Raw genomic sequence first — 21,980 nt, 5'->3', positions numbered from 1 at the left:
GATTCGGCCGTGAAAGCCACATTCACGGCACTCAGGGGTTCACCGCCAGGAAGAGGAAGGCGGCCAGCAGGATCAGGTGCACGCCGCCCTGCAGGCGGGTGGCGCGGCCGGGGACCACGGTGAGCACGCTGACCACGATCGTCAGCCCGAACAACACCATCTGCGTGGCGCCGAGCCCGAGCGTGAGCGGCCCCTCCAGCCAGATGGTGGCCACCGCGATCGCCGGGATGGTCAGGCCGATGCTCGCCATCGCCGAGCCGTAGGCGAGGTTGAGGCTGATCTGGATCCGCTCGCGCAACGCCGCCCGCAACGCGGCGAGCGTTTCCGGCAGCAGCACCAGCAGCGCGATCACCACCCCGACGAACGACGGCGGGAACCCGACCGCCTTCACCCCGGCCTCGATCGCCGGGGATTCCACTTTGGCCAGTCCGACCACGGCGACCAGCGCGAGCAGCAGCAGGCCGAGACTGGTCAGCGCGGCCTTGGTGGTGGGCGGGTCGGCGTGCCCGTCACCGTCGGCGTCGGTGGAGCCGGTCTCGGTCTCCACCGGCAGGAAGAAGTCGCGGTGCCGCACGGTCTGGGTGAACACGAACATCCCGTACAGCGCCAGTGAGGCCAGCGCGGCGAAGACCAGTTGCGCGCTGGTGAACTCCGGCCCGGCCTGGCTGGTGGTGAAGGTCGGCAGCACCAGGCTGAGCGTGGCGAGGGTGGCCACCGTGGCCAGCGCGGCCCCGGTGCCCTCGGCGTTGAAGTGGGTGAAGCCGTGGCGGATCGCCCCGGCCATCAGCGCGACGCCGACGATGCCGTTGCTGGTGATCATCACCGCGGCGAACACCGTGTCCCTGGCCAGCGACGCCGACTCCGGCCCGCCCGAGACCATCAGCGTGACGATCAGCGCCACCTCGATGATGGTCACCGCCACCGCGAGCACCAGCGAACCGAACGGCTCACCGACCCGGTGCGCCACCACCTCGGCGTGGTGCACCGCGGCCAGCACCGTGGCCCCCAGCACGAGCGCGACCAGGACGACGAACAGGGTGTCGAGGTCCCGGCCCCAGGTCACGGCCAGTACGAGCGCCGCGACCACCGGGACCACGGTCGTCCAGGACAACGCCGGGGATCGAGTGGCCATGCCGCCAGCCAACCAGACCCCCGGCTACCTCGCCCGCCGACTTCACCCGGCCGCGACCGGGCGCGCGGCGGGCAGTCCGGCCACCTGCAGCACGGTCAGCCCGAGCACCGCCGCCGCCTGGACCAGCACGAACGTCACGCCGAGCCCGGTGAGCCCGCCGAAGATCGCGTACGCGACGCTGCCCAGCACGTAGAGCACGTTGATCGAAATCACCTCACGGACCGGGCCCGGCCGCAGCCCCGCGGACGCCCAGCCGACGAACGCGGCCCAGCCGAGAAGTCCGAGACCGGCCACAAGCGACAGTGTCATCGGGATGCCGAGCGGTTCCTCCACGACGGCGCACAACGCCGCCAGCAGCAGCCCGACCGCACCCGAGGCGAGGGCATCCATCCGCAGCACGTTGCGAAGTCCGAACATCTTGTTCCTCCAGGGTTTTCCGTTCCGATGCACCAACTTTCGCGGTTCCGGCGCGGCGAGTCGATTACGCGGGAGGTAATGTCCGAACGACCCCACGGGCAGGTGCCGGCTGGCTAGGATCGCCGCCATGACCGTGAATCGCAGGCACGCGCTCGGACTGGGTGGCGTAGCCGCCGCCGGTGTCGTGCTCGGCTCCGCCTCCCCCGCTGCCGCTACAGCCGCTACTGCCGCTACTGCCGCCGAAGTCGAAGAGATCGTCGCCGTCGACGCGGCGTCGGCCAACCGCAAGATCGCGCGGACCTACGCCCGCGAAGTCGCCCGCGCGCAGGGGACCTGGTCCTCCTACATCGGCGTCACCGGCGCGGAAGCCGCCGCCGTCGAAGAGCGGGCCGACGAGGTCGTCGAGGCCTACAGCGTGAACAAGATCGCGGTGGCCACCGCGGTGCTGGACAAGGTCGACCGCGGCCTGCTCACCCTGGACCAGCGCGTCGACGTCACCGCCGACATCGTCATCCGGGACACCGACGGCATCTTCGCCCTGGACGGCGCGTACCCCAGCTCGGTGACCCTCGGGCACGCGATGGCCGCGCTGCTGACGCTGTCCGACAACACCGCGGTCCGCCTGTGCGGCCTGGTCTGCCCGGCCGCCGAACTGAACGAAATCCTGCGCGGCAAGGGTTTCGTGCACACCCAGGTGGTGCCGGTGGCCAACCCGAACCGGTTCTTCCTCGGCACCACGACCGCGCGCGAGACCTACACGCTGCTGCAGAAGCTGGTCGGCGGCACGCTGCTGTCGGCGGCGTCCACCGGGTACCTGCTCAACGTGCTGCGCTCGCTCAGTTCCTTCACCGACGGCATCCGCCTCGACCTGAGCTCCGAAGAGCGGCTGCGCGTGGCGACCAAGGCGGGCTGGTTCAACGACGGGCGCAACGAGGCCGGGGTCGTCTTCGACACCGAAGGCAAGCCGATGATCACCTACTCGCTGTTCGCCTCGGGCCCGTTTCGCGGTGACGCGGCGGCCAACGACACGAACTTCGGTGCCACGCACCCGGCCTTGCGCGCCCGGCAGGGCATCGGGCGGGCGCTGGTCGACTCGGTGGGAAGGTTCTCGGCGGAGACGGCGTTGACGTTCAAGGCGAGGGTCTACCAGCCGTCGAACGGCGGCTGACCCGCCACGAACGGAGTTCCCCATGCCGGACAGGAAGGTGCTGGTCCCCGGACCGGACCACCCGATCACCATCGAGCCGAACCCGAACCGGATCGTCGTCACCGTCGCCGGGCGCACCATCGCCGACACCACCGAAGCGCTCGCGCTCAGCGAGGCCGGTTACCCGGCGGTGCAGTACATCCCGCGCAAGGACGTGGACGTCGCGGCGCTGGAGCGGACCGATCACCACACGTACTGCCCGTACAAGGGCGAGTCGGCCTACTACAGCATCTCCGACGGTGGTGAGAAGTCGGTGAACGCCATCTGGACCTACGACGAGCCGTACGACGCGGTCGCCGAAATCAAGGGACACATGGCTTTCTACCCGGACCGCGTAGACCGGATCGACGAAACCCCACGGTGATCCGCGACCCCCGCGGACACGAATGTGGCTTTGGGGGCCGAATCCGCCCCCAAAGCCACATTCGTGACATCAAGCGCGAGCCCCCACCGCCCAGCCAGCCCCACGCGAACCGTCACCCGGGCACCCCACCAGAGGACCCGCCCAGACCCCCCACCCCGCCCCGGTCCACAGCCAAAAACACGGCTGGGGCTTCGATGTCAAGGCATCTTTCCCGCCTTGACATCGAAGCCCCAGCCGTAGTCACACTAAAAAACCGGGGCGGACCCCCGCCGAATCAGACACTGGCCAAGTAAGCCGCAGTCTTCTCCGGATCCAGCAACCAGTGCTGGAAGTCGGACGGATCCTGGAACCCGTTGGCGAACCGCCGCGCCACCGCGGGCTTCGCGCCGGCGGTGCCGATGATCTCCAGCACGTGCGGGGGCGGCGGCTGCAGCATCGCGTTGGTCCAGATCGTCACGTGCTGGGCGTACTCCCAGTACTTGTCGAACGCGCCCTTCATCCACTGCCGGTCGAACGACTGGTCCCCGTGCGCCAGAATCGAGTCCAAATAGGACGCCGCGCACTTGCTGGCGTTGTTCGAGCCCTGGCCGGTGATCGGGTCGTTGGCCACCACCACGTCGGCCATGCCCAGCACGGCGTGGCCCGAGGGCAGCTCACCGACGGCGTTGCGGACCACCGGGGTGTACCCACCGGCGAGCGTGGCCCGCGAGTCGGTCAGCTCCACTTCGGTGGCGCGGTCGTACTCCCACGGCAGGAACTGCCGCATCAGCGACAGGATCCGGTCCAAGTGCTCCTGCGGGTCCGGGTTGTCGGTGAACACGTCCAGCGGCCCACCCGGGATGCCTTCGAAGAACAGGATTTCGCAGTTTCCGCTGAGGGTGTACCCGGGGATGACGAACAGCTCGCCGACGCCGGGGATGATGTTGAACCGGACCGCGGAGAAGTCGGGGTGCTCCGGGCGCGGCTTCATCCCGTGCACGTAGGCCAGCGAAAGCGCCCGCTGCGGCTGGGTGTACGGCGACAGTTCGGGAATGCGGTCGAACAACTGCACCAGCTCACCCTTGCCCGCCGCGACCACCACCAGGTCGTACATGCCCGCCAGCGAGTTCAGGTCCGAGGTGGTCACCCCGTGGATGATCAGCTTGCCGCCGCGTTCCTCGAACTTCTCCAGCCAGCCCGCCATCTTCACCCGCTGGTCGACCGACTGCGCGTAGTCGTCCAGCCTGCCGACCCAGTCCAGCGCCCGGCTGCTGTCCGGCGCCGCGATCGACACGCCGAGCCCCTCGACCTTGACCGTCTCGGCTTCCCAGAAGTTCAGCCCGTGGTCGCGCTCGTGCTGCAGCGCCGCGTGGAACATGCACTGGGTCGACATCACCCGCCCGGCCCGGATCTCGTCCGGCGTGCGCGCCGACATCACGGTGACCTCGTAGCCGTCGTGCTCGAGCAGGCTCAGCGCCAGCTGGAGGCCGGACTGACCGGCTCCGACGATCAGGATCTTGGGCATGTGGGGACATCCCTCCAGGAGAATCTTCGAGAAAACTGCGAGGCTCAGGCGGGGCTGAACTCGGCCTGGGGCGCCTGGCCGGGCACCGAGAGCCGCGCCGTGGCCATGGTGTGCCGGACGACGTCCTGCAGCGTCCGCTGGACCGAGCCGCGGTCGCGGGCGTCGCAGGTGATCAGCGGGACGTCCTCGCTCAGCGCCAGCGCGTCCCGCACCTCGTCCACCGAATGCGTCAGCTCACCGTCGAACAGGTTGATGGCGACGATGAACGGCAGGTCGGAGTCGTTCTCGAAGTAGTTGATCGCGGCGAAGGACTCGTCCAGCCGCCGGGTGTCCACCAGCACCACCGCGCCGAGCGCCCCGCGGCACAGGTCGTCCCAGAGGAACCAGAACCGGGGCTGGCCCGGGGTGCCGAACAGGTACAGCAGCAGGTCCGAGTGCAGGGTGATCCGGCCGAAGTCCATCGCCACCGTGGTGGTCGACTTCTGCCCCCCGTCCGGCGGATCGTCGACACCCTGACCGGCTTCGGTCATCCAGGCGTCGGTGTTCAGCGGCGGCACCTCCGAAACCGTGCTCACCAGTGTGGTCTTCCCCACCCCGAAACCACCCGCGACGACGATCTTGGCCGAGATCGCCGCGAGGGGATCGCCGGCATCCGGGCGCGCGAGGCTTGACTTGCTCATCATGTCCTTTCCGCGGTGCTCAAGTCCTCGTCTAGACGGGGAGCCGCTTGAGCCCGTCGAGGACTCGTTCCAGCAGCGACATGTCGTGGGAGTAGGTGTGCGCGGTGGGGTGGATGTACACCGCGCCCTGCGTCGCCAGATCGCTGATCAGCACGCGGACCACGCCCAGCGGCATGGTCAGCCCGGCGGACAGCTCCGCGATGGAGGCGCGGGTGCGCGCCCGTTCGTAGATCGCGCGCGACTCCGGCATCAGCGCGTCGGCCAGTGCCGGGTCGTAGGTCGGCACCGAGATCAGCGTCTCCACCAGCAGGTGGTGTCTGCTCTTGGTCCGCCCCCCGGTGAGCGTGTACGGGCGGACGCGCCTGCTGCGCATCCGGCCGACCGCCTGCTCGCTCGAGTTGTCAGTGGACACGTTCTTCACATCCTCCCGGCCGGTCAGGCCTGCGGCCTGCGGGCGGTGAGCACGCGCCGGAGGTCGGCCCGTATCTCAGGGGTCAGCACGTGGCCGGCGTTGCGGACGAACTGCGTCATCTCGTACGCGACGACCTTCATGTCGCACTCCGGTCCGGTCAGCACGGCCAAGCCGGCGCCGACGCCGATGCCCATGAACAGGAAGTAGCCGTGGGTGAGCCGGATGATGATCTGCTCGCAGCTGCCCTTGTGGAACAGCGCGGCGCTGTTGCCGGCGAGGCTGAGCAGGCCGCTGGCGATGGCCGCGAGCTGCTCGGCGTCGTCGTTGTTCATGCTGTCCGACGAGGTCAGCGGAAAGCCGTCCGCCGACATGATCAGGGCGTGGCTGACCCCGTGGACCTTGTGCACGAAGTCGTTGATCAGCCAGGTGAAGTCTTGCTTGCCGGAACTGTGCTGGGCGGCGGTCACGCTTGGGGTCCCTCGGGTGGTTTCGCTGGGCCGTTCTCTTCTCGGGGGCCGGGCTGCTCCTCGAGCGCCGCACGCTCCCCGTCGGAGAAGGCACCGAGATCGGCGATCAGCCGGTCGTGGCCGTCGATGGGGTCTTCGGGGGCGGACGGCGGTGGCGGTGGCTGCTCGTCCTCCCCGGTGCCCTTGATGCTGCGCGGCACCCGGCGCGGCAGGCCGCCGGAAGTGATGCCGCCGTCCTCGTCGCCCCGGGGTGCGGGCGACGGTTTGCGCTGGGTCAGCGGTTCCGCGGTCGCGGTCGCGCCGGAGGCGCCCGCCGTGCGCTTGGGCAGGGTGCTGCCCGAGGCCTGCGGGCGGCGGGCCAGTGGCACCGCCTCGGCCTGCGGGGCCAGGGTGGGGGTGAAGCCGTTCGCCGGCACGACCACCGTCGAGGTGCCCGACCAGCTGGCTTCGGGCAGTTCGCTGACCAGCTCGGCGGGCAGCAGCACGGTGGCGGTGGTGCCGTGCGGGACGCGGCGCTCCAGCCGGACCTTCATCCCGTGCCGGACGGCGAGCCTGCGGACCACCGCGAGGCCCATGTGCCGGACCGAAGCGTGGTCGAGCACCGGTTCGGCGACGAGCCGGTCGTTCAGCTCGGCGAGGCGCTCGGCCGGGACGCCGATGCCCTCGTCCTCGATGCGGATCAGCACGCTGCCCTGTTCGGTGAGGTGGGCGCTGACCCGGACCGGGGTGTTCGGCGACGACTGGCCGGTGGCGTTGTCGAGCAGCTCGGAGAGCAGGCGGCTGAGGTCCTCGGCGGCGAAGCCGACCACGCCGAGGGAGACCACGCGGCCGATGGAGACCCGGGCGTAGTGGGTGATCGAGGACATGCCCGCGCGGATCACGTCGACCACCGAAGCGGTCTCCGAAGCGTTGTCACCGGCCTCGCGACCAGCGAGAACACGCAGGTTCTCGGCGTTGCGGCGCAGCCGGGCGGCGAGGTGGTCCAGCCGGTACAGCTCGGCGAGCCGCTCGTCGTCGTCCTCGCGCGCCTCCATCTCCTCCAGCTGCGAGAGCAGGGAGTCGACCAGGTTGAGGTCGCGCAGCGCCACGCTGGCGCAGATGCCGGCCAGCGCCTCCTGCTCGGTGTTGTCCACCGGGAGCGGTGGCGGAGGTGCCTCGATCACCCGGGGGCCCCGCTGGGGTCCGGGTTCCTGACCGGGAGTGCTGAGGAACTGGACCGCGGCCGCGCGTGCGCGTTCTCGCAGCACGCGTGAGCGATCCAGCAGTTCCCGAGCCCGCGTCGCCATCTGCCTGTCTACCCTCTTCGTCGCGTACGGCTCCGTTTCGCCCATCGGCCCTACGCCGACGGTCGTAGTGCAACATGCAAGCAGACACCGTAGCCGATGTCCACAAAAAGCTCCGGGTTGGTCACACACGGTCATACCGTTACCGCGCCACGTATTCGAAGGTGATCTTGTCTGTCCTTTTCGGACAGTTTTTCGGACCGCGGCGTCAGAAGATCCACACCGCGCCCGGGCCACCCGGTCGCCGGGTCCGCCACCCGATCCGGGTAACTCCCCCGGGGTATCCGCACGCGGATGGTCCGACGGCGGAATTCGTCCCCTTCGGCGTCCGCGTCCGGTACCCGAGAAGCCTTGCCACAGCACGGTTTTCGAATTTCTCGTTGCCGTGCAACAGAAAAGCCGCAGACCCCGCGAACGGCGGCACACCCCGGCCGGATTCGTTGGTATGTTGGAGTTCTCCGAGGTTCTGGAGGTGACGTGGCGGAGAACCCCAACTTCGGCGTGGTGTGGCGTGGCTATCACCGCGGTCAGGTCGAGCAGTGCCTCGACGAACTCAGAGCTGAGCTGGCCGAGGCGAAGTCCGGCCACGAAGCCGTGGTATCCCAAGTGGAAGACCTCGAAAAGCAGATCGCCGTACTGCTCGAGGACAACCAGGAACTGCAGGCGGCGCTCGACCGCGTCTGCCTGGCGCCGCTCGAAGCCGACGGCCTGACCGAGCGGCTGCGGCACATGATGGAGCTGGCCCGGCTGGAGGCCACCGAGATCAAGGCGACCGCGCACGCGCAGCGCGAGCGGGACGAGAAGCGGAGGAAGCAGGCCGAACAGGACTTCGAGCTGGCCATGTCGGCGCGGCGGCGCGAAGCCCTGCGCGAGATCGAAGCGCAGAAGGCCGAGGCCGCGGCGGAGGCGGAACGCGTGCTCGCCGAAGCACGCGAACGGTCCGACGAGGCCGAGAGTGTGCGCGCCCACATCCTCAGCCAGCTCGAGGCGGCCAACAAGGTGCTCGAGGAGGATCGCGTCACCGCCGAATCCTGACTCGGTTTCCCCGTGCTATGAGTGGGGCATTACTTGCGTTGAATGCAAGTAATGCCCCACTCATAGCATTGGACCTAGCGGAACGGCACGGTCATGCAGGCCACCCGGCCACCGGCCTGCCCGGCCTTGCCGTGCTCGGTCGCGGTGTGTTCCTCGGCGTGTACCACCACCGAGGCGGGCACCCGGTCGCTGAAGCCGAACGGCACCTCGGTTCGTGATTCACCGTCGCCCTCGGTGTTCGTGCGCAGGTCGAGCCAGAACTCGTTCTGCGGGTTCGCGTACGCCGGGTCCTTCGACGGCTGCTCCGGCGTGGCCGCCGGGTCGACCCGGTTCTGGAAGTGCGGGCCCGCCGCGTCACCCGTCGGCCCGCACGGCTTGGCGTGCAGGTGCGCGGCGTACCCCCGGTCGGGGGCCAGCCCGTCCACGTTCAACTCGACCAGCGTGCCCGCGCCGGTGGACTTCGCCGAGACGCTCAGCCCCGCGCCCACCGGTGCCGCGGCCTGGTCGTAGGTGAAGGCGTCGGTCGCCTGCTCGGGCGCGGCGAGCCGCCGCTCCTGCTCGATGTTCACCGCGCCGGTCCCGTTGACCTGCGGGTTCGCCTCATCGCCGTCCGGTTCGTCCCCGCAGCCCGCCGCGAGCAGTCCCACCGCCGCACAGCCGGCCACCAGTTGCTTGCTCCTGCGCATGGATCCCGGGTTCCCGGATCGTCCGCCGGCTAATCACCGTGCGCGACCAGCGCGAACCCCGTCACCGGAGAGCAGGCCGGGCTCACGCGGCTTCCATGGTCAGCAGCCGGTGCTTCGCCTCGGGCCCGCCGGCGTAACCGCCGAAGGAGCCGTCCGAGCGGACCACCCGGTGGCACGGGACCACCAGCGGCAGGGGGTTCGTCGCGCACGCCGTGCCGACCGCCCGCACCGCGCGCGGGCTGCCCGCGGCCGTGGCCACCTCGGCGTAGCTCTCCGTCCTCCCGTAGCCGATCTCCGCCAGGTGGGTCAGCACCGCGAGCCGGAAACCCCGGGACAGCCGGAAGTCCAGCGGCAGGTCGAACGACCGGCGGCTTCCCTCGAAGTACTCCCCCAGCTGGCGCGTCGCCTCGTCCAGGCGGCCGGGGGCCCGCAGGATGCGCGGGCTCACCACCTCCGCGAGGTTCGCCAGCACGGCTTCGTGGTCCTGGCGGGCGAAGGCCACCCGGACCAGGCCCGCCTCGGTGGCGGCCAGCAGCAACTGTCCCACCGGCGAGTCGACCGTGCGGTAGGCGACGTCCAGCACGCCGTCGCGCTCGGCCGCCGCGGCCAGCTTCGCGCGCAGCCGGGTGGTGGTGTCCTCGTCGATTTCGGGCAGGTCAGCGAACAGCTCGGACACGGTGGCTCCCCGGATAGGTGCTTCTCAGCTTCTTGACCCCGTCGGCGGCGGCGCGCCTCGCGGCGTCGGCCGTGCCACCGGTGATGGCGGCGATCTCCTGGTAGGGCAGACCACCGAGGTAGTGGTAGGCGACCGCGATCCGCTGGCGGTCCGGCAGCGCACCGAGCGCGGCCCACAGGTCGCCGTCCCAGTCCTCCGGCCGCCCCAGCGTGGACGGGCGCTCCGGCGGCTCACCGGCCACCACCGCCCGCCGCGCTTCGGCCCGCCGCACGTCGACGGCCTTGCGGTGCGCGATGGTGACCAGCCAGGCCTCGACGTTGGCGTCGGCGGGCAGGCCGGGATAGGCCTTCAGCGCCGAGAGGAAGGTCTCCGACCAGGCGTCCTCGGCCTCGGCCGCACCACCCAGCACCGCCCGGCAGACCCGCAGCACCATCGCGCCGTACTCGGTCACGATCTCGTCGAACGGAGGCATCACCCAGTACAGCCGGTCCGCGAGCTTCTGCTGTCCACACCCATGTCCGTCCCTCTCCTCGAAAACCCGTTGTACCGGGTAGACGCGGGGACGGGGCCGAACGTGAGATCAGCGGTCGAAGGGGACGCTCCCGGCCAGTTCGCTGCCCGCCAGCAGGTGCTGGAGCAGCACGACGAGCACCTGCTTGGTGGACTCGCGATCACGCGCGTCGCACAGCAGCAGCGGCGTGGCGTGGTCCACGTCCAGCGCGGCGCGGACCTCTTCGGTGCCGTAGCGGTAGGCGCCGTCGAAGCAGTTGACGCCCACGATGAACGGCAGCCCGCGGCGCTCGAAGAAGTCGACCGCGGCGAAGCAGCTCTCCAGCCTGCGGGTGTCGGCCAGCACGACCGCGCCGAGCGCGCCGTGGGCCAGTTCGTCCCACATGAACCAGAACCGGTCCTGCCCCGGCGTGCCGAACAGGTAGAGGATCAGCTCCGGGTTGATGGTGATGCGGCCGAAGTCCAGTGCCACCGTGGTGGTGGTCTTGGTCTCCACGCCGGACAGGTCATCGATCCCGGCCGAAGCCTCGGTGATCAGCTCTTCGGTGCGCAGCGGGGGGACCTCGCTGACCGAACCGACCATCGTGGTCTTGCCGACCCCGAAGCCACCGGCGATGAGGATCTTGACCGCGGTTGCGGTCAGCCCGCGCCGGGCCTCAGAGTTTCCGGATGCCATCAAGAACCGCCTGCAGTACGTGTTTGTTGGGGGTTTCGGTCAGCGGGGCCGCGGTGCGGAAGAGCACGAGGTTCTGCTCGATCAGGTCGCACAGCAGCACCTTGACCACGGGCAGCGGCAGATCCACCCTGGCGGCCACCTCGGCCACCGAGATCGGCCGCTGGCACAGCCGGACGATCTGGCCGTACTCGGGGTCCATGCCCGCCGCCTCTGCGATCGAGGGCATGGCGACCACCAGGGTGATCAGGTCCAGCGAAAGGTTCTCCGACCGCGTGCGCCCGCCCGTGACCGCGTAGGGGCGGACGAGCGGGTCGTCGAACCACGCCTCGTGCCGCGGGGTCACGGCGACATGCGCTGCGGGGCCGCGCTCCTCGGTGCGGCGGTGAGCACGGCCCCGACCCGTTTCACCATGAGGTTCATTTCGTAGGCGACCATGCCCATGTCGGCGTCCTCCGCGGCGAGCAGCGCGAGGCAGGCCCCGCGCCCGGCCGCGGTGACGAAGAGGAACGCGTGGTCCATCTCGACCATGGTCTGCCGCACGTTGCCGCCACCGAAGTGGCGTCCGGTGCCCCTGGCCAGGCTCTGGAAGGCCGAGGCCACCGCGGACAGGTGTTCGGCGTCTTCTTCGGACAGGTTTCCCGAGCGGCCGATCAGCAGCCCGTCCGCCGAGAGCACCACGGCACGGTCGGCGCCCGCCACCCGCTTGACCAGGTCGTCGAGCAACCAGTCGAGTTCACTGACTCCGGCGTTGACCATCAGGTTCGTTCTCCATACCTGTCGTGCCTGCCCAGCTCCTGCTCCCTGGCGCGGCGAGTGCCCTGCTGGAAGGCGGCCAGCCGGTCGCGCGCCTGCTCGGCGCCGTCGGCCGGCTCCTCCCACTCCTGCTCATCGATTTCCGCCGGTGCGTCGTTTCTCAGCTGCGGTACCAGGTTCTGCTGGCGCCGTCGCTGGGGTAACGGCGGGCGGCCCGGTGCGGCCGGTCCTGGCGCGGCCGGACGGCGCGGCTGCTGCGGGCGCACGTCCGCCGGTGGCCGGGCCTCCGGCGCGCGGGACTCGACCGGACGGCGGATCTCCGGGGGCCTGCTGCCGTTCTCGGCGGGCGGCTGCTCCGGCGGGAGCAGCTGGTGCCGCGGCCGGAACAGGTCCTCGCGCTCACGCGGCGGTGGTTCGGGCAGCTTGCCGTTGGCCTGGGACTCGGTCGGCCACGGCGGCGTCGCCTCGGGCACCCGGGGGCGCTCCGGCGGCTGGGGCAGTTTGGGCATGGGTGGCAGCGAGGGCGGCCCCGACTGGTCCGGCCGCCGCAGCGGCCTCCGCTCCTGCTGCCTCGGCACGTCGACGTCGTCTTCTTCGGGCTCCGGCTCGTCCAGCGCACCGAGCAGTTCCGAGCGGACCAGCACGATCGCCCTGGTACCCCCGTAGGCGGACTCGCGCAGGGTGACCGCGATGCCGTGGCGCACGGCGAGCCGCGCCACCACGAACAGGCCGAGCCGCGGCTCGTCGGACAGCGCCATGATGCCGAAGTCCGGCGGGTCGGCGAGCATCTCGTTCAGCTCGACCAGGTGGTCCGGCTCGATGCCGAGGCCCTGGTCCTCGACCTCGACGACCACGCCGCGGCCGACCACGTTGCCGCGGATCTCCACCCGGGATTCGGGCGGGGAGAAGGAGGTGGCGTTGTCGATCAGCTCGGCGAGCAGGTGGACCATGTCGCCGACCACCGGGCCGTTGATCGCCACGGCAGGCAGCTTGGCCACGCTGACGCGGGTGAAGTCCTCGGTCTCGGCGGAGGCACCGCGGACCACCGCGGCCAGGCTCACCGGCTTGCGCCACTGCCTGCCCGGCTGGCCACCGCCGAGGATGATCAGGTTCTCCGCGTTGCGGCGGGCGCGGGTGGACAGGTGGTCGAGCTGGAACAGGGTGTCCAGCTGGTCCGGGTCCTCCTGCTTGCGCTCGGCCTGGTCCAGCACCTTGAGCTGGCGGTGCACGATGACCTGGCTGCGGTGGGCGATGTTGAGGAACACCGCCTTGGTGCCCTCACGGGTCTTGGCCTCGTCCACCGCGGCCGCGATCGCGGTCTGCTGGGCGCGGTTGAACGCGGCGGCGACCTGGCCGATCTCGTCACTGCCGTGGTCGAGGAAGCGCACGTCGTTGTCGAGGTCGACGGCCTCTCCCGCGCGCACCCGGTCCACCAGCTCGGGCAGGCGGGTGTCGGCCATGTCGAGGGTTTCCTCGCGCAGCCTGGCGAGCCTGCCGATGAGCCGGTTGGACAGGCGCAGCGCGAAGAAGAACACCGCGATGGCGACCAGCAGCGCGGCCGCGGCGGCGATGATCGAGGTGACGAGGGTCTCTTCGACCTTGTCGATGGCCAGCGTGGTGGCCTGCCCGCTCTGCTGGATGAACAGGCCCATCAGCGCGCTGCCCACGTCGCGGGCGGCGGTGCGCCACTCCTGCTCCGACACCGGCAGCACGGTCTGGTTGCCGCGGAGGAAGGCGTTCTCCACCGTGGTGACCGTGTTCCAGGCCGGGCTGGCGAGCAGCTGGTCGTACTTGGCCTTGACGTCGGCGGGCATCCGGGTCACGGCCGCGTTCAGGTCGACCCGGTAGGCGCCGATCTCACCGACGTAGGTGCGGAAGTCGGCTTCGGTGAGGCCACCGCCTGCCACCCCGGCCGCGGCGAGCGCGTCGCCGCGCTGCATCCGGTCGGCGCTGGAGAACAGCGGCACGGCGATGACCCGGAGGAAGGCGACCTCGGCGTCGGGCGCGTCCTGGGCCAGGCCGTTGAGGCCGTCGGTGAACAGGTCGATGATGCCGTTGTAGTAGGCGTAGGCGTCGCCCAGCGGCGGCTGGCCGTTGTCGATCTGCTGGCGGAACTGCGGCAGGCGGCCGAGCTGGATGGCCGCGTCGACGATGTTCTTCTGCACGTCCGGGGCGGCGTCACCGGACATGCCCTGCAGCCGGGAGAGGACCTCCTGCGCGGCCACGTCGACCTTGGCGCGCTGGGGGCCGAGCGCGGCCCGCTCGGAACCGGGGCTGGCCAGTTCCTTCAGGCTGAGCCTGCGCTCCTCCTGGAAGTTCGCGAAGAACAGCACGGCGGGCCGCTCGATGTCGCGGACCTGGTTCGCCTTGTCGCGCACCTTGACCGCGTCGTAGACCAGGTACCCGGACAGCGCGATCCCGACGGCCAGCAGGGCGATACTCGGAACGAGGGCGATGGCGAGTACGCGTGAGCGGATCGACGAGGTTCGCCGTGTGGGGTGCTTCTTCACCGCGGTCCGTTATCCTTCCGGCTGTTTCTTTGATATGAGTCGACCCAGGTCCCCACACCCGGGCCTCAGCTAGCCGGATCAGCTCGTCCGAACTGTCCCCGGTCCGCTTGGCGGCAAAGACATTAAGCAGCGGGGCCAGCGGGAGTCAAATCCGCTACTCCGTACAGACCAACTGGTCGGTTGCTCGCTGACCGCCGAATGATCGAACCGGAAATAGGCCAACCTTCGTCAACGGGCAGTCCCTTTCGCCGAGCCTCCCGTGCCCCGGCGGTTCAGCCGATCACCAGGTGCGACGCCCTGGTCACAGCATATTACCGTCCGGTAGCATACCGCACGGCCGAGGTCGGGGCACCCACCGGCACCGGTGCGCGGGAGGCGCGGAAATCGCGTACCCGCTATTTTGTGGGTGCGAGCCATGATCGTCAATGAAGCTGCGGTGAGAATCGTCACCAGAACCTTCTCGCGGGAAATCCGTAACGCGCGCACGGAGTATTTAGAGACTACTCCCGAAAAGGTGACGGCGGACTCGCAGCCGCGCCCCCGGCAGTGTGCGCCAGGCGGCGGTGAACGCGCCCGGCGGATCCCCCGCGGTACCGGCAACCACGCGTACCGCCCCCGAAGTCCGCAGGCCGGGTCCATCATCCGGGAGTCCTTGCCCGGGGTGACGGGCCGCACCGAACTCGGGCCCGCTCCACCGATTCCCGCAACCCATCCGGGGCCTGTCGCGCTGGATCGGCCCGGTGCCGCCGACTTGTCCACAGAGGACGCCGAGCTGTCCTGGACGACCCGCGAACCGTGAGGGAGAAGAAGAATGAGCGTGCACCTGCACTGGTTTCCTGGTGGCGTTCCGGCTCGGGGTCATCTCCCCCACGCTCGCCGCGCAGATGGCTTCGACCTACCAGCGGTTGTCCGGCGGTCGGCTGCTGCTGAACGTGGTCACCGGTGGCGCGGGCACCGCGCTGGTCGGCAGCACGCCGAGGTCGCCGGCCTGATCGAGGAGTACCCATTGCCTTGGCGTGGACGAATTCGTGCTCTCCGGCTACCCGCACCTCGAAGAGGCGTACTGGTTCGGCGAAGGCGTGCGTCCGGAACGCCGCTGCCCGACCGGTTCGTGGCCGCCTTGTGACCTCGCGGGCGGTGTGCGTTTTCACGCTGCGCGACTAGGCTCTGTCCGGCAAGTCTGGTCGATGGGCTTCGTGATCCAGGTGGTTCCTGGCGGTGCGGGCGATTCGGCCTCGTACTGGCCGTACTCGGCCGAACTCGCCCGTGCCGCCAGGGACCGCTTGGGCGCGAAGAGCGCGACCTTGACTTACCGGACAGAGCCTGGCCTGCACCAATCGCCGGCGAAGAGCGGAGGTCAGTGATGACGGACGGTGTCGAATGCCCGCATCCCGCGGGTGGCACGGTGCGGACCCTGGGCGAGGCGTTCCAGCGGACGGCCCGGCTCCGCCCCGGCGCGATCGCGCTGCGGGTGCCCGGCGGGAAGCAGGACATCACCTGGCGTGAATACGAAAAGCGGGTGCGCCTGCTCGCCGCCGGGCTGGCCGCGCACGGCGTCGGCCGCGGCTCCACCGTCGGCATGATGCTGAGCAACCGGCCGGAAGCGCACCTGGTGGACACCGCCGCGTTGCACCTCGGTGCCACGCCGTTCTCCATCTACAACACCAGTTCCCCGGAGCAGATCGCCTACCTGTTCAGCAACGCGGAGAACCGGGTGGTGGTGACCGAACCGCAGTTCCTGGACCGGATCACCGCCTCCGGCGCGGAACTGGACCACGTGGTGCTGGTCGGCGGCGCGGCCGAGGGCACGATTTCGTTGGCACAGCTGGAATCCGCCGGTGCCGACGACTTCGACCTCGAAGCCGCGTGGCAGGCCGTGGAGCCCGGTGACGTGGCCACGCTCATCTACACCTCGGGCACCACCGGGCCGCCGAAGGGCGTGGAGATCACCCACGCCAACGTGATGGCCGAGGCCCGCGCGCTGCTTCCGCACCTCGAACCCGGCCTGGACGACCGGATCACCTCGTACCTGCCCAGCGCACACGTGGCCGACCGGATGTCCGCGCACTACCTGAGCCTGGTGCGCGGGGTGCAGATCACCTGCGTCGACGACCCGCGGGCGATCGCCGCCGCGCTGCCGGACGCGCGCCCGACCATCTGGGTCGCGGTGCCGCGCGTGTGGCAGAAGATCCGCGGTGGCATCGAAACCAAGCTCGCCGCGGAACCCAAGGCGGTCAAGCGGAACCTGGCGAACTGGGCGATCGGCGTGGGCCGCCGGGTCTCGGTCGCCAAGACCTCGGGCAGGCAGCCGTCCCCGGCCGACAAGGTGCAGCACGCGCTCGCCGACAAGCTTGTGCTGAGCAAGCTGCGGCACGCGCTCGGCCTCGACCAGCTGCGCTGGGCCGTGTCCGGCGCCGCCGCGATCCCGGCCGAGACGCTGGAGTACTTCCTCGGCCTCGGGCTGCCGGTCTACGAGGTGTGGGGCATGTCCGAGACCACCGCCGCGGCCACCACGAACGCCCCGGGCGCGTACAAGATCGGCTCGGTCGGCAAGGCGATGGAGGGCGTGGAGCTCAAGCTCGGCGAGGACGGCGAGCTGCTCTGCCGCGGCGCGCTGATCACCCCCGGGTACCACGGGCAGCCGGACAAGACCGCCGAAGCGATCGACGCCGACGGCTGGCTGCACACCGGTGACATCGCCACCATCGACGCGGACGGCTTCGTCACCATCGTCGACCGCAAGAAGGAACTGATCATCAACGAGGCCGGCAAGAACATGTCGCCGACCAACATCGAGAACGCGCTCAAGGCCGCGTCGCCGCTGATCGCCCAGGCGGTGGCGATCGGGGACGCGAAGGCCTACGTGACCGCGCTCGTGGTGCTCGACCCGGAAATGGTGGCCGCGCGTGCGGAAGAACTGGGGCTGAGCGATCCGTCGGTCGGCGTGGCCGCCCAGAGCGACGCCGTGCGGGCCGCGGTCGCCGAAGCGGTGCGCGCGGGCAACGAGAAGCTGAACCGCGCCGAGCAGATCAAGCGGTTCCGGATCGTGCCGTCGGCCTGGGACCCGGGCGGCGACGAGCTGACCCCGAAGATGTCGTTGCGGCGCAAGCCGATCGCGGAGAAGTACCGGACCGAGATCGACGGCCTGTACGAATCCTCGCCCGGACCGCAGGTGGTCGATCTGGGGTGAAGCGGGCGGCCGGGCGCGTAGGCTGCCCCCGATGGCAGCTCCGACCTCATCGCCGGCCGATCGCGCCCGGCGGCCGAAGAACCGGAAGGCGCAGATCGCGCTGGCCGCCGCCGAGCTGTTCTGCCGCCGCGGTTACCACAGCGTCGGGGTGGACGAGATCGCCGACGCCGTGGGCATCACCGGGCCCGCGATCTACCGGCACTTCCGCACCAAGCAGGCGATACTGGCGCACGCGGTGGGCGAGCTGTCCGAGGGACTGGCCACCGCCGCCGTGCCCGCCGAGGACGCGGGGTCCGCGGCCGGGCGGCTCGACTCCGCGCTGCGGAACCTGGCCGCGTTCGCGGTCGAGCGGCGCACGCTGACCCGGCTGTACCAGTGGGAGGACCGGCACCTCCCCGAGGACGAGCGCCGGACGGCGACCGCCCGCACGCGGGTGGCCGTGCGCGCGGTGCGCTCCTTGCTGATGGATGCGCGCCCGGAACTCGACCGCGCCCCGGCGACCCTGCTGACGCTGGCCGCGTTCAGCGTGCTCGGCAGCCTGAGCACCCATCGCGTGGGCCTGGCGAAGGGCCGGACCGAAGTGGTCATCCGCGAGCTGGCCGCGAACGTGCTGGCCCTGCCGGAACCCCCGCCCCCGCGGCCACGCGCCGACCGCCCCCGCGAGGAGATGCTGCGGCTGGTCTCGCGCCGCGAGCGGCTGCTGGTCGAGGCCGTGCACCTGTTCCACCAGCGCGGTTTCCAGGCCGTGAGCATGGAGGAGATCGGCACCAAAGCCGGGATCAACGCCTCCAGCCTGTACCGCCACTTCGACGGCAAGGGCGATCTCCTCGCGGCGATCTACCACCGGGCCACCGAGCGGCTGTCCCACGCGGCGACCACCGCGCTGACCGGCGCGCGCGACCCCGGCGAGGCGCTGGACCGGCTCATCCCCACCTACGTGCGGATCGCCTTCGACCAGGCCGGCCTGGTCTCCGTATATCTCTCCGAGAACGACAACCTGCCCGAGGGCGACCGCGAAACGCTGCGGGCGGCGCAACGGCGGCACGTCGACGAGTGGGTGCGGCTGGTCGGTTCCTCACGCGGGGACGAGCCCGCCGCGGAGACCCGGCTGCGGGTGTACGCCGCGCTCAACGTGGTCACCGACCTCGCCCGCGCCGAGCCACCGCTGACCGAGCCGTCCTTCGGCGAGACGCTGGTCCGCGGCCTGCTCATAAGTTAACGAGCATTCGCAGCGTGATCGCCGTCCCAGCCGAGGGACCGACCAAACGGTATGTCTGGTCGGTTGGTGGAAAGCTGTCCAGCCGAGGCGGCCACGGCGCGCACCCTTCCCAGTTTGTTAACAAGCATTTACAGTGGCCGAAAAGCCGACCAGGGAGGCCAGCGTTGACCACTCCGCCGTCCGTTGTGCACGAAGCCGAAGGCCAGACCATCCCGAAGCTGCTCGCGCGCAACGCCGCCGAGTACGCCGAACTACCGGCCCTGACCTCGCTCGACGACGCGGACCTGCCGACCCTCACCTGGGCCGGGTTGCGTGACGAGATCGCCGCGGTCAGCCGCGGCCTCGGCGAGCTGGGTCTCGCCCGTGGCGACCGGATGCTGATCATGGCAGCGAACCGCCCCGAGCACCTGGTGGCCGACCTCGCCGCCACCCACCTCGCCGCGCTGCCCTGCACCGCCTACTCGACGCTGAGCCCGGACCAGATCCGGTACGTGGCCACGCACAGCGCGGCGCCGATCGTGGTGCTCGGCGGGGCCACCGAACTCGAGCGCTGGAGCACGGTCTTCGACGACCTGCCCGCGCTGCGGCACGTGGTGGTGATGGACGCCGACGCGGTGCCCGCCGACGACAAGCGGTTCCTCAGCCTCGCCGAGGTGCGCGCCCAGGGTGCCGAACTGCACGCCGCCGACCCGTCGGTGTTCGACGAGACCTGGCAGCGCATCACCCCGGACGACCCGCTGTCGATGATCTACACCTCGGGCACCACCGGTGAACCGAAGGGCGTGGTGATGTCGCACCGCAACGCCATCCACCAGGCCTACGCGGTGCACCGGCTGCACGACACGCCCCAGCACGTGGACACCATCGGGTACCTGCCGCTGGCGCACATCGCCGAGCGTGAGCTCTCCCTGTACATGCCCATCACCTATGCGGGTCACGTGCACACACTGGCGGACCCGAGCGGCATCGTCGCCGCGCTGGGGCGCGTGCGGCCGCAGGGCTTCTTCGGTGTCCCCCGGGTGTGGGAAAAGATGGTCGCCGGGCTGAAGAACATGCTCGCCGCCGCGCCCGAGGAGAACCGCAAGGCGCTCACCGCGGCGAACGAGCTGCTGCAGGAGGGCTACAAGCTGCGCAGCGCGGGCCAGGAGGTGCCCGCCGAGCTGGCCGAGCGGATCGCGCGGACCGACGAAGCGGTGCTCGCGCCGGTCCGCAAGATGCTCGGGCTGGACCGGCTGCTGCTGTCCTCCAGCGGCGCTGCCGCGCTGCCGGTGGAGATCCTCTACTTCATCGCCGGGCTCGGCGTGGAGATCGAAGAGGTGTGGGGTCTGTCGGAGACCACCGGCGCGGCCACCTCCAACACCGCGAGCGCCTTCCGCGCGGGCAGCGTCGGCCGCCCGGTCGCCGACGTCGAGGTCAAGGTCGGTGCGGACGGCGAGCTGTTCGTCCGCGGCCCGATCGTCTTCCTCGGCTACCTGCAGCCGGACGGCTCGATCAAGCCCGCGGTCGACGAGGAGGGCTGGTTCGCCACCGGCGACATCGGCACCATCGACGAGGACGGCTACGTCTTCATCACCGACCGCAAGAAGGAACTGATCATCACCTCCGGCGGCAAGAACATCGCGCCCACCCGGATCGAGGGCCTGCTCAAGGAGCACCCGCTGATCGGGCAGGCGGTCGCGCTCGGCGACTCGAAGCCGTTCATCTCGGCGTTGATCGTGCTGGACGACGAGATCGCCCCGGCCTGGGCGGCGGCGAACGGCATCGAGGCCGCCGACCCCGCCGAGCTGGCCGCCCACCCGGGTGTCCTGGCCGAGATCGACCGGGCGGTCGAGTCGGCGAACAGCAGGCTGGCGCGCGTCGAGCAGATCAAGAAGTACCACCTGCTGCCGAAGGCGTGGACCCCGGAGACCGGCGAGCTGACCCCGACGCTCAAGCTCAAGCGCCGGGTGATCAACGAGCGGTACGCACCCACCATCGACGACCTCTACGCCCCCGCCCCCACCGCCTGACACAAACCTCGGGGCCGGGCGGGCCCCGGCCCCGGGGTCAGGCTGTGCGCAAGGGGTTCTCGGTCCACTTCCGCAGCTTCGGCGGTACGCGCTTCTCCAGGCCGTAGGGCTCCAGGTGCGCGCTGAACACCTCGTCGAAGGCACGCTCCACGCTCTCGGTGTCCCACACGTCGCGCTCCAGGATGGGCGCCTTGAAGTACGGCTGGCCGACGAGGTGCAGTTGCGGGCCGTTGCAGCGGATCATCTGCCCGGTGATGCCCGCGGAGTGCTCGCCGAGCAGGAACAGCACCAGCGGCGCGATCCGGGCCGGCGTGCGGTCCGGCGGGCAGTTGCGCAGCGAGCGCTCCGACTTCCAGACCATGCGCGTGTGCGCGAGCGGGCACACCGCGTTCACCCGGATCCCGACCTCCTCCAGGTCCAGGGCCCAGGAGTAGGTCAGTGAGGCCACCGCGCCCTTGCTGGCCGCGTACACGCCGAGCTTGCGCTGCCCGAGCGACGCCCCGGAGGAGATGTTCACGATGGAGCCGCCCCCGCCCTGCGCCACCATCGCCTCGGCCGCGGCCATGCCGGTGTACACCACGCCCAGCACGTTGACCTCGATCAGCTCCCGCACCTGGTCCGGGTCCTCCTGCCACGGCAGGGCCTCGTAGTTGAGCCCGGCGTTGCTGATCAGCCCGTCGATCCGGCCGTACTCGGCCACGCACAGGTCGATGATGGCCCGCGCCTGCCCCGGATCGGCCACGGAGTGCCCGCTGGCCACCGCGCGGCCGCCCTGCGCGCGGATGCCCGCGGCGGTCCGTTCGGCGAGCTCCACGTCCACGTCGTTGACCACGACCGCGGCTCCGGCCTGCGCGGCGTGCACCGCGAAAGCCTGGCCGAGTCCCCGTCCCCCGCCGGTGATCACGACCGCCTTCTGCTCGAGCAATCCGTTCATCGCCCTGGACCTCCTGTGCGTCCCCTGGCCGGCCCGCCAGCGGAGCGGATCCGACGGATTCGCTCACCCGCTGCTACCAGCCCTCACGTCCAGTGTTGGCCACGAAGGGTCATCCGCGCGCGTCCGGGTAGCCGAACGGCAGGCTCACTGCGCCGAACGAGTGAGCCTGATCGGCCCAGTTATATCGCCGCACGGGTCACTCGGTAACTCCGAACGGCGCCACCCTCGGTAACGGCGCGAACACGTTCGCAGTCTTACTACTGAGGTGGGGTTCTCGCTACGCAGTGGTGAACGTCATACTGAACGTCGCCGGACG

General features: G+C 70.3%; 21 protein-coding genes and 1 pseudogene. 7 read left to right on the top strand and 15 right to left on the bottom strand.

Going from position 1 to position 21,980, the window contains the following annotated elements:
• Positions 1 to 31 precede the first annotated feature (31 nt).
• The gene (locus tag L3Q67_RS18315) at positions 32 to 1,132 is read right to left on the bottom strand and encodes a calcium:cation antiporter (protein ID WP_499190635.1); all 1,101 of its coding nucleotides are present in this window, start codon (positions 1,130 to 1,132) and stop codon (positions 32 to 34) included.
• Positions 1,133 to 1,174: 42 nt separating this feature from the next.
• Positions 1,175 to 1,549 carry a hypothetical protein gene (locus L3Q67_RS18310; protein WP_499190634.1) on the bottom strand — a complete coding sequence of 125 codons (375 nt, stop codon included), beginning with the start codon at positions 1,547 to 1,549 and terminating at the stop codon, positions 1,175 to 1,177.
• Between the two features lie 127 nt (positions 1,550 to 1,676).
• Here L3Q67_RS18310 and L3Q67_RS18305 point away from each other — a divergent pair, with 127 nt between their 5' ends.
• Positions 1,677 to 2,717 carry a serine hydrolase gene (locus tag L3Q67_RS18305; RefSeq protein WP_499190633.1) on the top strand — a complete coding sequence of 347 codons (1,041 nt, stop codon included), beginning with the start codon at positions 1,677 to 1,679 and terminating at the stop codon, positions 2,715 to 2,717.
• A 22-nt stretch (positions 2,718 to 2,739) separates the two neighbouring features.
• Complete coding sequence (locus tag L3Q67_RS18300) at positions 2,740 to 3,120, top strand: DUF427 domain-containing protein (RefSeq protein ID WP_499190632.1); 381 nt, start codon at positions 2,740 to 2,742, stop codon at positions 3,118 to 3,120.
• 274 nt (positions 3,121 to 3,394) lie between these two features.
• Here the strand turns inward: L3Q67_RS18300 and L3Q67_RS18295 are convergent, their stop codons facing one another.
• The 5 genes from L3Q67_RS18295 to L3Q67_RS18275 form a co-directional block, all read right to left on the bottom strand.
• A complete protein-coding gene (locus tag L3Q67_RS18295; protein ID WP_499190631.1) occupies positions 3,395 to 4,624 on the bottom strand; it encodes a styrene monooxygenase/indole monooxygenase family protein in 1,230 nt (409 codons plus the stop codon).
• A gap of 44 nt (positions 4,625 to 4,668) precedes the next feature.
• The gene (locus L3Q67_RS18290) at positions 4,669 to 5,304 is read right to left on the bottom strand and encodes a GTP-binding protein (protein ID WP_423583109.1); all 636 of its coding nucleotides are present in this window, start codon (positions 5,302 to 5,304) and stop codon (positions 4,669 to 4,671) included.
• A gap of 31 nt (positions 5,305 to 5,335) precedes the next feature.
• Positions 5,336 to 5,677, bottom strand: coding sequence for a DUF742 domain-containing protein (locus L3Q67_RS18285; RefSeq protein WP_209672268.1), 342 nt, complete (start codon positions 5,675 to 5,677; stop codon positions 5,336 to 5,338).
• Positions 5,678 to 5,739: 62 nt separating this feature from the next.
• The gene (locus tag L3Q67_RS18280) at positions 5,740 to 6,183 is read right to left on the bottom strand and encodes a roadblock/LC7 domain-containing protein (protein WP_206800631.1); all 444 of its coding nucleotides are present in this window, start codon (positions 6,181 to 6,183) and stop codon (positions 5,740 to 5,742) included.
• Entirely contained in the window at positions 6,180 to 7,469 is a 1,290-nt protein-coding gene (locus tag L3Q67_RS18275) for a sensor histidine kinase (RefSeq protein ID WP_499190630.1), read from the bottom strand. The genes L3Q67_RS18280 and L3Q67_RS18275 overlap by 4 nt, the downstream gene beginning before the upstream one ends.
• A 474-nt stretch (positions 7,470 to 7,943) precedes the next feature.
• Here L3Q67_RS18275 and L3Q67_RS18270 point away from each other — a divergent pair, with 474 nt between their 5' ends.
• The gene (locus L3Q67_RS18270; protein ID WP_499190629.1) at positions 7,944 to 8,501 is read left to right on the top strand and encodes a hypothetical protein; all 558 of its coding nucleotides are present in this window, start codon (positions 7,944 to 7,946) and stop codon (positions 8,499 to 8,501) included.
• Positions 8,502 to 8,575: 74 nt separating this feature from the next.
• Here L3Q67_RS18270 and L3Q67_RS18265 read toward each other — a convergent pair whose 3' ends face one another.
• From L3Q67_RS18265 to L3Q67_RS18235, 7 genes are all read right to left on the bottom strand, one after another.
• Complete coding sequence (locus L3Q67_RS18265) at positions 8,576 to 9,187, bottom strand: superoxide dismutase family protein (RefSeq protein WP_499190628.1); 612 nt, start codon at positions 9,185 to 9,187, stop codon at positions 8,576 to 8,578.
• Between the two features lie 82 nt (positions 9,188 to 9,269).
• Positions 9,270 to 9,833: a methylated-DNA--[protein]-cysteine S-methyltransferase gene (locus tag L3Q67_RS18260; protein ID WP_499191569.1), complete on the bottom strand. Its 564-nt coding sequence runs from the start codon at positions 9,831 to 9,833 to the stop codon at positions 9,270 to 9,272.
• 10 nt (positions 9,834 to 9,843) lie between these two features.
• A complete protein-coding gene (locus tag L3Q67_RS18255) occupies positions 9,844 to 10,335 on the bottom strand; it encodes an RNA polymerase sigma factor (RefSeq protein ID WP_499190627.1) in 492 nt (163 codons plus the stop codon).
• 108 nt (positions 10,336 to 10,443) lie between these two features.
• Positions 10,444 to 11,049: a GTP-binding protein gene (locus L3Q67_RS18250; RefSeq protein WP_499190626.1), complete on the bottom strand. Its 606-nt coding sequence runs from the start codon at positions 11,047 to 11,049 to the stop codon at positions 10,444 to 10,446.
• Complete coding sequence (locus tag L3Q67_RS18245) at positions 11,030 to 11,392, bottom strand: DUF742 domain-containing protein (protein WP_209670352.1); 363 nt, start codon at positions 11,390 to 11,392, stop codon at positions 11,030 to 11,032. Before L3Q67_RS18245 ends, L3Q67_RS18250 begins: the two co-directional genes overlap by 20 nt.
• On the bottom strand, positions 11,389 to 11,805 hold the full coding sequence (locus L3Q67_RS18240) for a roadblock/LC7 domain-containing protein (RefSeq protein WP_153029807.1): 417 nt from the start codon (positions 11,803 to 11,805) through the stop codon (positions 11,389 to 11,391). Before L3Q67_RS18240 ends, L3Q67_RS18245 begins: the two co-directional genes overlap by 4 nt.
• Positions 11,805 to 14,312 (bottom strand): sensor histidine kinase, encoded by a 2,508-nt coding sequence (locus L3Q67_RS18235; protein ID WP_499190625.1) that lies wholly within the window; start codon positions 14,310 to 14,312, stop codon positions 11,805 to 11,807. Before L3Q67_RS18235 ends, L3Q67_RS18240 begins: the two co-directional genes overlap by 1 nt.
• Before the next feature lie 926 nt (positions 14,313 to 15,238).
• Between L3Q67_RS18235 and L3Q67_RS18230 the strand changes: the two are divergent.
• The 4 genes and pseudogenes from L3Q67_RS18230 to L3Q67_RS18215 form a co-directional block, all read left to right on the top strand.
• Positions 15,239 to 15,403 (top strand): annotated as a pseudogene (locus L3Q67_RS18230) (alkanesulfonate monooxygenase); the annotation flags it as partial.
• 272 nt (positions 15,404 to 15,675) lie between these two features.
• On the top strand, positions 15,676 to 17,502 hold the full coding sequence (locus L3Q67_RS18225; RefSeq protein ID WP_499190624.1) for an AMP-binding protein: 1,827 nt from the start codon (positions 15,676 to 15,678) through the stop codon (positions 17,500 to 17,502).
• A 31-nt stretch (positions 17,503 to 17,533) separates the two neighbouring features.
• On the top strand, positions 17,534 to 18,721 hold the full coding sequence (locus L3Q67_RS18220) for a TetR/AcrR family transcriptional regulator (protein WP_499190623.1): 1,188 nt from the start codon (positions 17,534 to 17,536) through the stop codon (positions 18,719 to 18,721).
• 164 nt (positions 18,722 to 18,885) lie between these two features.
• Positions 18,886 to 20,730 (top strand): AMP-dependent synthetase/ligase, encoded by a 1,845-nt coding sequence (locus tag L3Q67_RS18215; RefSeq protein WP_499190622.1) that lies wholly within the window; start codon positions 18,886 to 18,888, stop codon positions 20,728 to 20,730.
• A gap of 37 nt (positions 20,731 to 20,767) precedes the next feature.
• Here L3Q67_RS18215 and L3Q67_RS18210 read toward each other — a convergent pair whose 3' ends face one another.
• Complete coding sequence (locus L3Q67_RS18210; RefSeq protein WP_499190621.1) at positions 20,768 to 21,664, bottom strand: SDR family NAD(P)-dependent oxidoreductase; 897 nt, start codon at positions 21,662 to 21,664, stop codon at positions 20,768 to 20,770.
• Positions 21,665 to 21,980: the final 316 nt, after the last annotated feature.

The organism is Saccharothrix sp. AJ9571 (genome assembly GCF_021725495.1).
Taxonomy (GTDB): Bacteria; Actinomycetota; Actinomycetes; order Mycobacteriales; family Pseudonocardiaceae; genus Amycolatopsis; species Amycolatopsis magusensis.
Note: the sequence above shows the minus strand (reverse complement) of the source record. Positions and strands in the feature narration are given on the sequence as shown.